Source organism: Labedella endophytica (assembly GCF_003990045.1).
In the GTDB taxonomy this organism is placed as follows: Bacteria; Actinomycetota; Actinomycetes; order Actinomycetales; family Microbacteriaceae; genus Labedella; species Labedella endophytica.
Genome location: NZ_RZGZ01000002.1, coordinates 455,488 through 469,116 on the forward strand (window position 1 = coordinate 455,488; position 13,629 = coordinate 469,116).

Below are 13,629 nucleotides of genomic sequence, written 5' to 3' on the forward strand. Positions count from 1 at the left end.
AGCTTCCCGACAATCCTCCCCGAGCGGGTGCGACGAATCGCACCCGGCTCATCCGTCCTCACGCGAATCGGGCCAGGTCCAGCTCGCGTCGGCAACATCGCGTTCCCTCGCGGAGCGACGGCGTCGGGATTGCCCACGCTTGGTGTCGGCAGCGCCGAGACGCTCCCAGACCCAGTCGGCGGGAATGACATGCAACGCGAGAGTCTCCGTCTCGTCGAGCCGGTCGCGTCCGTGCACGAGGACGGCGGCGTGACCACCGACGCGCCATGCATATACCGGGCCCATGGTCTCGATCCCGGTCCGTGCGATGTTCCGCCCGTACCCTTCCTCTGCTCGAAGGACCGTCTCGGCATGGAAGTGGTCACCGCCGTAGAAGTGGATGGCGTCCATCTGCAGTCGGTCGCGGACGGCGTGCAGCCGCTCTCTCGCTCCCGGCGCCTCCGCGCCGGCCGAGGCCAGGGGAAAGATCGCGGACAACCCACGATCGACCATCGGGGAGCCGATGTCCACCCACGGACGCGTGGCCGTTGAGGACGGTATGGGTTGCGGTTCGTCCAGCGTGGCAAGGAGCGCCATCCCCCGGGAGCGCGCGACCAGGGCCGCCCGGTCGGTGCTCGGAAGCCCGAAGGGAACCAGGTTCTCCATATCCGACGCGGCAGCTGCGACCGCGTCGGGGCCGAACCGTCGGCGTGTGTCGGTAATGGCCGCGAGGAGCAGCGGCGTCCATTCGCCGAAAGCCGGTACGTCGGTGCGGAAGAGCGTCATCGGGGCGTTCGTCACCTCGCGGAGCTGATCCGGCACGGTGGGAGACGAGAGGGTGACGTCGACCACCCCGTCGGAGAAGATCTGCTGGGCGACGGTCGTCACCTCGACGTAGGGGACGCGGCGGCCGGGGTCGCCATCCGGGTAGTAGAGATCGAGGATCCGACGGCACTGCAGCACATCGTCGTTCTTCTCCCACGTCACTGTCCGCAGTGGCGTCGTGCTCGATGCGTAGAAGGTCACCGTGAACCGTTGCCGCTGTGCCGAGACCTCCAGGTACCACCCGGGTGGATCAGTGTCCTCGACGACACTCAGACCGGCACCCGTCTCGTAGCGCTCCCGCGCAGCGTCGGGGTCCAGGTAGGGAGGATCACCGAGAGGCTCGAGACGGAAGTACTCGAACCGGCGCGGGTAGCGGACCGTCATCGGCGGAGTCTCCTCTCCTGCGGTGCACCGGCTCCGGTCAGACGAATCGCACCCAGTTCGCTTTGTCTCCGGTCTCGACCTGCTGCAGCAACTGCAGTTGGTCTCCACCGGCCGTGTAGAGCGACACGGTCGTCGAGAGCTCACCGGCGACGACGAGGTGGCGCCCGTCCGGGCTGACGGCGAAGCCACGCGGCTGGGGCTCGGTCGCGACGAACGATCCCGACGACGTGAGCGAACCGTCCGCGGCGACAGCGATGGAACTCAGCGTGCTCGCGGTGCGCTCGGACGCCCAGACGCGGCGTCCACCGTCGGCCAGGTGCAGGTCGGCGCCCCAGATGAGGTGCTCGTCGCGCGGATCGGCGCCGAACCGGCTCACCGACAGTCCCTGGGTCGGGTGGAAGAAGTCGGCACCCTCACGGAGCTCGAGCGCACCCGTCTCGCCGTCGCGCGCGTAGTGCAGCACCTGCCCGGAGAACTCGGTGAGCACGTAGACCGCGTCCTCGGCCGCATTCAGCACGAGGTGGCGCGGACCGCTGCCGGTCGGCGCCTCGACCGTGGGCGGGTCGAGCGGGGTGAGGGCGGCGTCGGCGCCGAGAGAGTATTGCGCGATGAGGTCGTCGCCGAGGGAGACGAAGTAGGCGAAGCGGCCATCGGCGCTCGGCTGCACGGCGTGCAGGTTGGCGTATTCGATGCGGCTGACGGGCTCGCCCACCACCCCGTCCGTAACGAGTGCGCTGATGCCGAAGCCGCCGCCGTAGGAGGCGCCGAGCAGGACGGTGCCGCCGCTAGCCAGGGCGAGGTAGTTCATGCCGCCGCCGGTGAGGTCGCGGCGCGAGATCTCCGAGAGCGCGCCGCTCTCGCGATCGAGCCGCAGGGTCACGATGCCGGACGCCTCGTGCCCGTCGCCCGGCTTCACCCCCGCATAGACGAGGTCTCGATCGCCGTCGACGACGAACGTCGACGTGCCGGCGAGACCGCCGGTCACCGCGAGCCGCTCGAGGGAGTCGCCGTCGAAACGGAAGGTGCTGATGCTGCCGTCACCGGAGTTGGCCACGAGGACGAGGGAATCGGTCATCCCTCGATCGTAGACACCGCAGGCGTCGGCCGCTCAGACCTCCGCGTCGCGACGCCGACGCATCGCCCAGATCGTGACGGCCGCGCCGAGAGCGAAGAGGAGCACGGCGGCGGCAGCGAGCGTCGGCGCGCCGTCCGAACCCGTCACGGCCAGCCCGTCGTCGGGACCGTCCGACGGCGGGTCCGACGGCGGGTCCGACGGCGGGTCCGTCGGGGACGGAACGGCCTGGGGCGCGAGCACGACGGCGGTCGGCTCGCTGAACGACGGCGCGGGCGACACGAAGCCCGGCAGGGTTCCGGTGACCGCGACGACGAAGGCATATCCGACGTCGTCGGACCTGACCTCGTAGGTCGTTCCGGTCGCACCGTCGATGGCGACCAGGTCGGACTCCGCCGCGTTGTCGAGGTCGTCCTCGGCGATCCGGAACCACTGGAACGCGAACGTCGTCCCGTCGGCCCACTCGCCGGGGGCGGCCGTCAGCGTCTCGCCGACCGCGGGTTCGCCCGCGATCGTCGGGGCGCCGACCGGGTCGATCGCGTAGGCCGAGATCGGGGTCGAGATCTCGCAGACACCACACGTCGCGCCGAGGCCCTCCGGCGCGACCGCGAGGACCAACGGCCCGGTGGACGCGTCGTCGGACACGGTCGCCGTGAACGACGCGACGGAGGGGCCGGCTCCCGAGGCGACCTCCGGAACCGTCCACGTCAGGGTGTCGCCGTCGAGCGAGAGCCCGTCCGCCAGACTCGTCGGGTCGATGCTCGCCCAGGGCAGCACCTGCGACAGGTCCGCGACGGCGGTCGTGCCGCCGAGAGTGCCGAGGCCCGTGTTCGCCGCCGTCAGCGTGTACGTGACGCTGTCACCGCGGGACAGCGGAGTGTCCGTCGCAGCGCCCGCGGAGAGGTCGAGGGTCCACACGTCGGGCCATTCCGGCTTGTCGAGGTCGAACAGCCAGTCTTGGAAAAACGCGCCCAGATCTTCGCCCGAGATCTCCTCCGTGAGAGCGATGAAGTCGGCGGTGGAGCCGTCGCTCCCGTTGAGGCGCTCGTACCACTGGCGGAAGATCTCCTGGAACTCCTCGTCGCCGATCGAGAGGCGGAGCGCTTCGAGTGCCATGCCGGAGCGTGTGTAGGCCTGGAAGCCGAAGAGGTCCGCGGGGTCGTCGAAACCGGCGACGGGCACCGTCCAGGCGGAACTCGACTCCGGTGTCCCTTCCCACTCCGAGTACCACACGGACTCGGTGTCGTCCCCGCCGTAGAGCGCCGCGGTGGCGGCCGAGCCGATGTGCTCGGCCGGCCCCTCGTTGAGCCAGATGTCGCTCCAGTCGGAGAGGGTCACAGCGTCGCCGAACCACTGATGCACGAGTTCGTGGATGAGCGTGCCGAGGCCGGCCGAGCGGTCGAAGAACGACCGGTCCTGCGTCTCCAACGCGTAACCGAGCCCCGCGTTGTCGACGACGATGCCGGTGCTGTTGCCGGGGTACGCGCCGTAGGCCGTCTCGAGCCAGCCCAGCACCGTCTCGATCTCGTCGCGCGAGGCGAGCGAGGTGGCCTTGCGCGTGTCACTCAGGTCCGAGTCGATGAAGCTCCACTCCGGGATCTCGCGTCCGCTCGGAAGCGCGATCGTCGACTCGTGGATGTCGTAGCGGCCGATCGAGACGAGCGAGAGGTACGTCGTCATCTGTTCTTGCTGCTCCCACGACCACGTCGTCGTGCCGGCGTCCGTGTCGTCGATCCGACCGACGAGCTCGCCGTTGCTGACCGCCGCAGCGGTTCCGCCGCCGATCGTCGTGGGGATCGTGACATCGATGTCGAAGGTGGCCTTGTCGAGCGGCGTGTTGTTGTTCGGGAACCACGTCATCGCGCCGACCGGTTCGTTGACGGCGGTCGCACCGTCGGGGGTCGCGACCCATCCCTCCGAGCTGCCGTCGGGGTCGATGTGCTCGGTGGGCTCTCCCGAGTACTCGACGGTCGTCGTGAACGCGCCGGTCACGGGCGTCGCGGGCGTGATGACGAGCTTGTACGTGGTCGTATCCGCATCGGTGATCCGGGTGAATTCCGCGGGGGCACCGTCCACGAGCACGGCGTCGACGGAGAGGCCCTCGAGGTCGAGGCTGAAGGACGAGAGCTCCACCGTCGCCGTGGCTTCGATCTCGGTCGTCGCGTCGATAGTGCGGTTGTCGTGGTCGTAGTCGATGGCGATGTCGTAGTGCTGCACGTCGTAGCCGGTGTTGCCGACGTTCGGGAAGAGCGAGTCCCCCGTCGTCTGTCCTCCCGGTTCTGCGGCGTGGGCGGGAGCGGCGACGAACGCGCCGGCCCCCACGATGCTCAGGGCGACGACGCCGGCAGCGACACGTGCGAGGCGCTGCCGGGGAAGACGCGGGCGGGAGGAACGAGCGGCGGAGCTGATCGGCGACATGGCGCCCCTTCGTGCGACGGTGAGAAGGATCCTGACCCGCGCGGCGATGCGCCCGGTCGGCCCGACACTACGCGACGTGCGTTTCCGTGAGATTTCGACCGGGAGACGGAGGAATGGCCTCGACTTGCGCGGCTCCTGGGAATCCGCCTACAGTTCCGTCATCCGAAGGTGCCTCTGATCCCCGACTGGAAGTTGACCACGATGGACCTCTACGCGCTCCTGCAAGACTTCTTCCTCCAGATCGATGCCTTCACCTGGGGATGGGCTCTCATCCCCATGCTGGTGGTCTTCGGCATCATCTTCACGGTGTCGACGAAGTTCATCCAGTTGCGCTACTTCGGCCGCATGTGGCGGGTGATCGGAGGAGGCGAGAAGGTCGCCGATCCCGACCAGATCAGCGCCAGGCAAGCCCTCGTCGTCTCGATCGGTGGGCGCGTCGGCGGCGGCAACATCGCCGGTGTCGCCGTGGCGATCACCCTCGGCGGCCCGGGTGCCGTCTTCTGGATGTGGGCGATCGCATTGGTCGGCATGGCGACGAGCCTGATCGAATCGACCCTCGCCCAGGCCTACAAGCGCCGCATGCCCGACGGGTCCTTCCGCGGGGGACCGGCCACCTACATCCGGCACGGGCTCGGCAAGAGTTTCAACTGGCTCGTCGTGATCTACGCGGTCTGCCTCCTGTTGTCCTTCGCCCTCGGCTTCAACGCCTTCCAGGCCAACACGATCGCCGGGGCCGCCGAGAACAGCCTCGGCATCGACCGGTGGATCACCGGAATCGTGATGGCCGCGATCGCCGGGTTCATCGTCTACGGCAGCATCCAGCGCATCGCGAAGGTCGCCGACGTGATCGTGCCCGTCATGGCGTTCGTCTACCTCCTCCTGGCCCTCATCGTCATCGCGGTCAACGTCACGGAGGTGCCGGCCATGATCGGGACCATCGTCGCCAACGCATTCGGGTTCGAGTCCGCCGTCGCCGGAGGGATCGGGGCTGCGATCGCCAATGGTCTCCGACGCGGTCTTTTCTCGAACGAGGCCGGACTCGGTTCGGCCCCGAACGTCGCGGCCACCGCCTACGTCAAGCACCCCGTCAGCCAGGGCATCACCCAGATGTTGTCGGTGTTCGTCGACACCATCCTCATCTGCTCGGCGACGGCGTTCATGATCCTGCTGAGCGGCGTCTACCAGCCGGGTACCGAAGAGATCGACGGCATCGTGCTCACCCAGAATGCTCTGGCGGACAGTCTCGGCAGTTGGACGCTCTACGTGCTCACCTTCGCGATCCTGCTGTTCTCCTTCAGTTCGATCATGTACAACTACTACCTCGGCGAGACCGCTCTGCGGGAGCTCACCCCGAGCAAGATCGCCACCCACGTCCTGCGTCTGGCCGTCATCGCCATCGTGCTCATGGGTGCGATCGCGCCGGGAGCGACCGCGGTCTTCTTCTTCTCCGACCCGCTCATGGGGCTGCTCGCTCTGGCCAACCTCACGGCGATCCTCATGCTGCTGCCCACAGCACTGCGCATCGTGAAGGACTACACCGACCAATTGAAGTCGGGCATCGACAAGCCGGTCTTCGACCCGTCGAAGTTCGCCGACCTCGACCTGGACGCCACCGCGTGGGAGGACGCCGACGTGGACACCGATGCGGGCGCGGGCAGGGCGACGAAGGCGAAGGCGAAGAGCAAGCGCCGGTAGGAGCGGGGGCGCGGGAACCCTGACCGCAGTGCGAGGAGCGTAGCGTCGTCGTATGACGACGACTTCCGACATGATCACCCGCCAACAGCCCCTCGCGACATCGTTCGGGTACCGCTCGACCGCCGCGGAGGTCATCGTGGGCCACGACCTGCACGGCCGGAGCGCCATCGTGACCGGCGGGTACTCCGGGCTGGGCCTCGAGACGGTGAAGGCGCTCAGCGGGGCCGGCGTCCGCGTGATCGTGCCCGCTCGCCGGGTCGACGTCGCCCGCGCTGCGCTCGACGAGGTCGCCGGCGTGGAGGTGGCCGCGATGGACCTCGGCGACCTCGAATCGGTCGCCACCTTCACGGCCGGGGTCCGCGATGCCGGGGCGCTGATCGACCTCGTGATCAACGTCGCGGGCATCATGGCGACTCCCGAGGGCCGCACGCCGCAGGGATGGGAGTCGCAGTTCGGCACCAACCACCTCGGGCATTTCGCCCTCGTGGGTGGCGTCGCGTCGTTGCTTTTGGAGGGCGCGCGGGTGGTGTCCTATTCCTCGGTCGGGCACTACCGCTCCCCCGTCCGCTTCGACGACATCAACTTCGAATCCACGCCGTACGATCCGTGGGTCTCCTACGGCCAGGCGAAGTCGGCGAACGCGCTCTTCGCCGTCGGCCTCGATGCGCGGGCAGCCGGCCGGGGCGTCCACGCCTACTCCGTGCACCCGGGGGGCATCATGACCGATCTGCAGCGCCACATGCCTCGCGAGGAACTCGTGCAGCGCGGCTGGGTGGACGCCGACGGCACACCGAACCCGCTCTTCAAGACGCCGGCCGAGGGCGCGGCGACGGGACTGTGGGCGGCCACCGCTCCCGAGCTGGTCACCCGGGGCGGCGTCTACGCCGAGGATTCCTCCCTCAAGGGCGTCGTTCCCGCCGACCACTCCGACGCCACCTCGGGTGGGGTCAAGGAGTGGGCCATCGACACCGATGCGGCCGACCGGTTGTGGGATCTGTCGGTCTCGGCCACCGGACTCGACCCGTTCGGCACCGCCTGAGCATCGGGGTCGGCCGTCTCCGTCGATTTCTCCGTCGCCGCCGAGCACGGCACGGAATAGCCGCGATCGGGCGGCCGTTGCAGCGGACATGACCTTCGACCCCGCGGCGCTCGACGACGTCCTCTCGTCCCTCTCCGTGCGGACGGGGCCGGCACGACGTTCCGTACTCGGAGCGGGCGGCCTGCATCCGCTCGTCCCCGGCCACGTCACGCTGATCTATGTCGTCGAGGGCGAGATCAGCGCCGACCCGCGGGACACGCTGGCCTGCGACCTGGACGTCGAGGCGGGTACCGCCTCACGGGTCGACGGCTCCCGCACGCTGCTGGCGGGAGATGCGATCGTGAGCGCCGGGCATCAGCCTTCCGTTCTCCACTCCGAGTCCGGCGCACGCATCGTGACCGTGCAGATGGACCTCGACTGGCCGAGGGCCGCCCTCCCCCTCCCGTCGCTTGTCCTCGTCGGGGGCTTCGCCGCACTCGAGCCGGCGGCCGCAGCGTTGGCCGCCGAGCTCGGTACGTGCCCCGTCGACGAGGAGGGTGTCCGCCTCGGCGACTCCATCATCTGCCGCACGATGGTCACGGCCGTGCTGCTCGCCGTCATCCGCGCGTGGGCCCACTCGACATGCGCGCCGCACGGCTGGCCGCGCCGGGCGCAGGACCCGTTCCTCGAACGCGTCGCGGCCGCGGTGATCGACGAGCCCGGGCACGAGTGGACCGTCGATACGCTCGCGAGCCTCGGCGCGATGTCGCGTTCGGTCTTCGCCGAGCGTTTCCGCTCCGAATTCGGGCAGTCGCCCGCGAGTTTCGTGACCGGCGTGCGGATGGCCCGCGCCAAGACGATGCTCGGCGCGGGCCATTCGGTGTCGGAGACGTCCCGCGAGCTCGGTTACACCTCGGACGAAGGCTTCAGCCGCGCGTTCCGCCGCCACACGGGGACGGCCCCGTCGCAGTGGCGGGCACGCCACCGCGACGAGGTCGCGAGCTGACTCAGTCCGTCGTTCACATCCGGGCGCGGGCCCTGCCTCGGTTGGCGAGACCGAACAGGACAGCGCCCACCGCGAGGAGCACCGCGGCCAGCACGTAGTCGACGGTCACGCCGACGGCGTCGATGAGCAGCCCGCCGAAGCCGGCCGCGATCACGATGCCGAGTTGGAAGCCCACCACGGTGAGCCCGCCGCCCGCTTCGAGGCGGTCGGGCATGCGGTGGCCGACCCACGTGTTCACGATGATCAACCACGAGGCGAAGAAGAAGCCCCACACGAACACGGCGGCGCCGACGGCGACCATGGCGCCGGGGAACGCCACGATCACGAGCGCCGTCACCGCGATCGTCGCCGGAGCGAACACGCCGAAGAAGACGAACGTGCGGTCGATCACGGCGCCGATGACGACGTTCCCGAGGAACCCGCCCGCTCCGAACAGGGCCAGGAGCAGCACGACGGTGCCGGCGTCCACGCCCTCCACACGTTCGAGCGCCAACCGGATGTAGGTGTAGGCGAGGAAGTGGCCGAGCACCACGAGCAGGTGCCCGGCGAGTCCGGCGCCGACGCCCGGCAGGCGCAGCGTCGCGAGCAGGAACCGCGGGCTCGACGTCGCCGCCGCGGGAACGCGCGGCAACAGCGCACGCAGAGGCACGGCGAGGAGAGCCGAGATGATGCCGACGATGAGGAACACCCATCGCCAGTCGACGAGCTCACCGAGCAGCACGCCGAGGGGCACGCCGGCGACGGTCGCGAGCGACATGCCGGCGGTGGTGAACATCACGGCGCGGCCGAGCCGTTCCGGCCCCGCGAGGCGGGCGGCGACCGTGATCGACATCGTCCAGAACGTGCTGATCGCCGCGCCGAGCAGGACCCTGGCGAGCAGGATCAGGAAGAGGTTCGGCGCGACGGCGACAAGGATGCTCGACACTCCCGTGGCGGCCGCCGTCCAGACGAAGAGCGTCCGTCGGTCGAGGCGGGGGAACATGAGCCCCACCGTCGGAGCGACGATCAGGCCCACGAGAGCCGTGACGGTGACGGTCTGCCCGGCCTGCCCCGGTGTGATGCCGAGGTCCTCGGCCATCTCGATGAGCATGCCGTTGGGTAGGAACTCGGCCGTCACGAGGAGGAAAGCCATGAGCATCATCGTCACGAGCGCCGCATAGGGCAGGCGCGATGGTCGTTCGGCGATCTCGGGTTCGATCGCTGGCAGGTTTGCGGTGTCCGTCATTCTTCGAGACTCGCGGGTGCGGTGGGTGTGCACCCGACCGAGCGTCCGGAGGGGGTGACCGTTCGTCCGGGCGTTCGCGAACGGTGCGCACTCGCGTGCCGGGACTTCTCTCCTCCTGCATGTCGGGGCAGAGGGATCAGGGTCGGAGGTCTTCCGCACTCGAGGGCGAGCACCTCGGCAAAGGGCTCGTAAGACACCGGGGATGGGGATGTCGACGGCGGTCGCGCGGCGGGTCTAGCGGGCCTGGCCGGACTGCGGCGGGGCGGACGGTGCGAGACGGTAGAGCACCTGGGGCCGGCCTTGGCGTCCGTAGCGGTGCGACCGGTCGATGACTCCGGCGTCGACGAGGTGCGCGAGGTAGCGGTGAGCCGTGGGCTGGGACAACCCGCAGGCTGCCGCGACCTGGCGCGTCGACTGCGGGGTGACGGGATCGAGTACATCGAGCACTCGAGCGAGAGTCGGCTCCGCGAGGCCTTTCGGCAGCCGAACCGTCCGATCGGTGCTCGGCCCCTTCACGACGATCCCCCCGCTGGCGAGCAACCGGTCGATCTCGCCTTGCCCCAGGGGTCTCTCGTGCGACATGTCGACGAATCGGGACCGGTTCTCGCGATACGTCTGCAGTCGATCCTGAAGTGCAGCGCGTGTGAACGGCTTCGAAAGGTACCCGACGACATGGGCGGCCAACGCCTGGCGGACGGTGGTCTGATCCCGCGACGAGCTGATCACCAACACGTCGGGTCCCCCCTCCCCCAACGTGCGGAGTCGGTGCAGTACTTCGATCCCGCTGATATCGGGGAGGCGCATGTCGAGCAGGATCAGGTCCACGCCTCGAGAGATCTGTGCCAGGGCTTCCTCGCCGGTAGATGAGGTTCCGGCGACAGCGAAGCCCGGAGTCTCGGCCACATATCCGCAGTGCAGGCCGCGGGCACCACGATCGTCGTCGACGACGAGGACTCTGATGGGATCACTCATCCCGCGACCGCCATCTCGAACGTGAACCGGGTCCCACCGAGCGGGGACGCGCCGACCTCGATCGTGCCGTCGCGCGAGGTCACGACGCGTCGGACGAGGTCCAGCCCGATGCCTCTGCCCCACCCCGCCGAATCGGCCTTCGTGGAGAATCCCCGGGCGAAGATGCGCGTCGCAGCGCGATCGTCGATGCCGGGGCCGTCGTCGTCGACCCGGCCGGACACGCGCCCGCCCTGGCTGGTGAGTGTGCAGCGCACTCGGACCGCGCCCGCCTCCCCCGCATTCCGGCAGAGGTTCGTCACCACCGTGACCACCCCATCGTCGAAGGGGACGTCCGGGTGGAGATCGAACTCCACCTGAGCGCCCAGGTCGAGCAACTCCGCCCGCACCGCGTGCACCGCCGCATCCCGAAGCGCAGCCGAACCCGGTCGCGAGACGCCGTCCGCTCGGGGTTCCTCCACGGTCACGACGTTCTCGATGTAGTCGAGTGCTTCCTGGGGATCACCGCGAGAGACCAGACCGTGCACCACGTGCAGCCGGGTATGGAACTCATGGGACTGCTCGCGAAGAGCAGCCGACGTCCGCCGCATCTGCTCGTGCTCGGCGGACAGGCCGTCCAGAACGCGGAATCGGCGCTCCACCGTGGCCGTGAGGAACGAACTGGCCAGCGTGCCCACGATGAGCGCGCCCACGACCCACGGCAGCAGGTGCGTCAACGCGGCGTTGCTCTGCGCCGCGATGTCGGCTTCGAGCACGCCCACCGCCACCATGCCGACGACCTCCCCATCGTCCGACCGCACGGGCACCTTGGCGCGCAGTGACGATCCCGAGGACCCTGTCTCGGTGCCGAGGAACCGATTTCCAGCCAGCACGGACGCGTTCGTCGTCGAGACCTGCACCCCGCGCTGGGACACGAGCGGATGGGTGATCCGCACACCTTCGTCGTCCGTGACGACCACGTAGTAGACCCCCGCCGCCTCGCCGACGAGTTCGGCTATCGGTTGGAGCGTCGCCGTCGCCTGGGCGAGATCGTCCGCGTCGGCGAGGTCACCCGGTGTCCCCGCGCCGGTGACCGATTCGAGCGTCACGCGTACCTCGTGCAGGTCGGCGAGACTCGACGCCACGGTCTGCACGCGGTCGGCGGTGGCGGATCGGATGCTGCTGGTCTGCAGCGACAACGCGACAGCGGCTGTCGCGCTCAGCGCTGCCAGTGTGATCACCGACGGGAGTACGAGCAGCACGAGCCGAACCGCTCTCGAGCTGGCCCGAATCGCCATGTCCACCCCTCGGTACGTCGGCGGACGTCTGCGAGCCGCCCGCGGTGTGCATTTAAGAGAACAACCCGTCGACGACGACGATCCCCGCGTGCCCGCTGACATCCTAGATCGATCTTGCGGCGACAACGATGTCCGCGGAGATGGAGTAGCGATGACGATGCATCCAGAAGAGACTCGGCGACGGGCGAAGAGTCCCGCGCGCACCCTGATCGGCCGCCTCATCGGCAGCGTGGTCGCCGCGTCGGCGGTGACGATCGCCGTGGTCGGGTCGGTCGGTTCCGCTGCGAACGGTCAGGACATCAGCGCCTCCATGACGATCATCGCCCCGGCGGCAGCGGGCGGCGGATGGGACGGTGTGGCCCGGGAGCTGCAACAGGCGCAGAAGGCGAACGGACTCGTCAACAACGTGCAGGTCGTCAACATGCCGGGCGCTGGAGGCACCATTGCGCTCGGCAACGTCTCGGTCCTGAACGGGCAGCCGAATAACCTCCTCGTCGGCGGAACGGGTCTGCTCGCCGCGACGATCCAGTTCGACTCGGCAGCGACCCTCGCAGACGTCACGCCGCTCGCGGTCGTCGTGGAGGAGTACGACGTGATCGTCGTGCCCGCGGACTCGCCATACGAGACGCTCGACGACCTGGTGACCGCCTGGAAGGAGGACCCGAAGGCCCTGCCGTGGACCGGTGGCGGGTCGTTCGACCAGCTCGTGGTCACGGATCTCGCGCTCGCGGCCGGCATCGATCCCCTCGACACCACGTACATCTCCTCCGATGGCGGCGGCGAGGCGATCCAGGCACTCCTCAACGGCACGGCTGGCGCGGCCGCGGGAGGCTACCCCGACAACATCGACCAGATCGAGGCGGGGCGGCTGCGGGCGCTGGCCCTCGTCGCCCAGGAGCCGATCAGCGGTATCGACATTCCCACGGCCGCCGAGCAGGGCTTCGACGTCTCTCTGACGAACTGGCGCATGCTCGCGGCTCCAGCCGAACTCTCCGACTCCGACGTCGATGCCCTGAGGCAGCTCATCCTGGAGAGCGTCGAGACTCCGGAGTGGCAGGACGCGATCAGCCGCTATCACTGGACCGAACGCATCATCGTCGACGACGAGCTCACGACATTCCTCGACGACGAGGAGACGCGCATCCGCGCGCTGTACAAGGAGATGGGACTGTGACTTTTCCCCCCAACCCGACCGCGGCATCAGCCGTCATCGGCGACCGCCTGCGCCTCGTGTCCGGTCCGGGACTATCGGCTCTCCTCAAAGGACTGACGATGCCGGTCATCGTGGCGGCCTTCGCTACGTACCTGCTCGTCGGTATCCTCACCATGAGGGTGCCCGCCGCCACCGACTTCCCCGGCCCTCAGTTCTTCCCGGCCATCGTGGCCGCCGGCCTGTACGCTTTCGCCGCGCTGCTCGCAGTCTCAGCGATCCGCGAGATACGCGCGCTTCCCCAGGACTACGAGGAGGATCTGCTCGCGGCCGAGAACGACGACGACGCACCCGCCGGCCGCTCCGTCCGCGTCGATGTGCGCTCGTTGGCGTGGGTCGTCGGCTCGTTCGTCGGCTTCGCGCTGGTTCTCCAGGTGCTCGGCTGGGTCATCTCCGCGAGCCTGCTGTTCTGGTGCGTCGCGCGTGGGTTCGGCTCCGACAAGCCCGTCAACAGTCTCCTCGTCGGTCTCACGATGAGTTCGCTCGCCTACATCGGGTTCAGCATGGTGCTCGGGTTGCCTCTTCCGTCCGGCATCCTCGGGGGGATCTGA

11 protein-coding genes are annotated in these 13,629 nt (G+C 69.0%); 5 read left to right on the forward strand and 6 right to left on the reverse strand.

Annotated elements, in window-relative coordinates:
• Positions 1 to 48: 48 nt before the first annotated feature.
• From ELQ94_RS05695 to ELQ94_RS05705, 3 genes are read right to left on the reverse strand one after another with little or no spacing between them, the layout of a single operon-like run.
• Positions 49 to 1,188, reverse strand: coding sequence for a hypothetical protein (locus tag ELQ94_RS05695; RefSeq protein WP_127048084.1), 1,140 nt, complete (start codon positions 1,186 to 1,188; stop codon positions 49 to 51).
• 37 nt (positions 1,189 to 1,225) lie between these two features.
• Positions 1,226 to 2,263 (reverse strand): lactonase family protein, encoded by a 1,038-nt coding sequence (locus tag ELQ94_RS05700; RefSeq protein WP_127048086.1) that lies wholly within the window; start codon positions 2,261 to 2,263, stop codon positions 1,226 to 1,228.
• Positions 2,264 to 2,296: 33 nt separating this feature from the next.
• Positions 2,297 to 4,678, reverse strand: a complete 2,382-nt coding sequence (locus tag ELQ94_RS05705) for a M1 family metallopeptidase (RefSeq protein WP_127048088.1) — start codon at positions 4,676 to 4,678, stop codon at positions 2,297 to 2,299.
• A 168-nt stretch (positions 4,679 to 4,846) separates the two neighbouring features.
• Here ELQ94_RS05705 and ELQ94_RS05710 point away from each other — a divergent pair, with 168 nt between their 5' ends.
• The 3 genes from ELQ94_RS05710 (at position 4,847) to ELQ94_RS05720 (ending at position 8,397) form a co-directional block, all read left to right on the forward strand.
• Positions 4,847 to 6,373, forward strand: coding sequence for an alanine/glycine:cation symporter family protein (locus tag ELQ94_RS05710; protein ID WP_208007561.1), 1,527 nt, complete (start codon positions 4,847 to 4,849; stop codon positions 6,371 to 6,373).
• A gap of 52 nt (positions 6,374 to 6,425) precedes the next feature.
• Complete coding sequence (locus ELQ94_RS05715) at positions 6,426 to 7,412, forward strand: oxidoreductase (RefSeq protein ID WP_208007563.1); 987 nt, start codon at positions 6,426 to 6,428, stop codon at positions 7,410 to 7,412.
• Positions 7,413 to 7,500: 88 nt separating this feature from the next.
• Positions 7,501 to 8,397, forward strand: coding sequence for a helix-turn-helix transcriptional regulator (locus tag ELQ94_RS05720; RefSeq protein ID WP_127048090.1), 897 nt, complete (start codon positions 7,501 to 7,503; stop codon positions 8,395 to 8,397).
• 13 nt (positions 8,398 to 8,410) lie between these two features.
• Here ELQ94_RS05720 and ELQ94_RS05725 read toward each other — a convergent pair whose 3' ends face one another.
• The 3 genes from ELQ94_RS05725 to ELQ94_RS05735 form a co-directional block, all read right to left on the reverse strand.
• Positions 8,411 to 9,622: an MFS transporter gene (locus ELQ94_RS05725; RefSeq protein WP_127048092.1), complete on the reverse strand. Its 1,212-nt coding sequence runs from the start codon at positions 9,620 to 9,622 to the stop codon at positions 8,411 to 8,413.
• 234 nt (positions 9,623 to 9,856) lie between these two features.
• Complete coding sequence (locus tag ELQ94_RS05730) at positions 9,857 to 10,594, reverse strand: response regulator (RefSeq protein WP_127048094.1); 738 nt, start codon at positions 10,592 to 10,594, stop codon at positions 9,857 to 9,859.
• Positions 10,591 to 11,868, reverse strand: a complete 1,278-nt coding sequence (locus ELQ94_RS05735; RefSeq protein WP_243696885.1) for a sensor histidine kinase — start codon at positions 11,866 to 11,868, stop codon at positions 10,591 to 10,593. The genes ELQ94_RS05730 and ELQ94_RS05735 overlap by 4 nt, the downstream gene beginning before the upstream one ends.
• A 151-nt stretch (positions 11,869 to 12,019) precedes the next feature.
• Here ELQ94_RS05735 and ELQ94_RS05740 point away from each other — a divergent pair, with 151 nt between their 5' ends.
• Complete coding sequence (locus ELQ94_RS05740) at positions 12,020 to 13,042, forward strand: tripartite tricarboxylate transporter substrate binding protein (RefSeq protein ID WP_127048096.1); 1,023 nt, start codon at positions 12,020 to 12,022, stop codon at positions 13,040 to 13,042.
• Positions 13,039 to 13,629 carry a tripartite tricarboxylate transporter TctB family protein gene (locus tag ELQ94_RS05745; RefSeq protein ID WP_127048098.1) on the forward strand — a complete coding sequence of 197 codons (591 nt, stop codon included), beginning with the start codon at positions 13,039 to 13,041 and terminating at the stop codon, positions 13,627 to 13,629. Before ELQ94_RS05740 ends, ELQ94_RS05745 begins: the two co-directional genes overlap by 4 nt.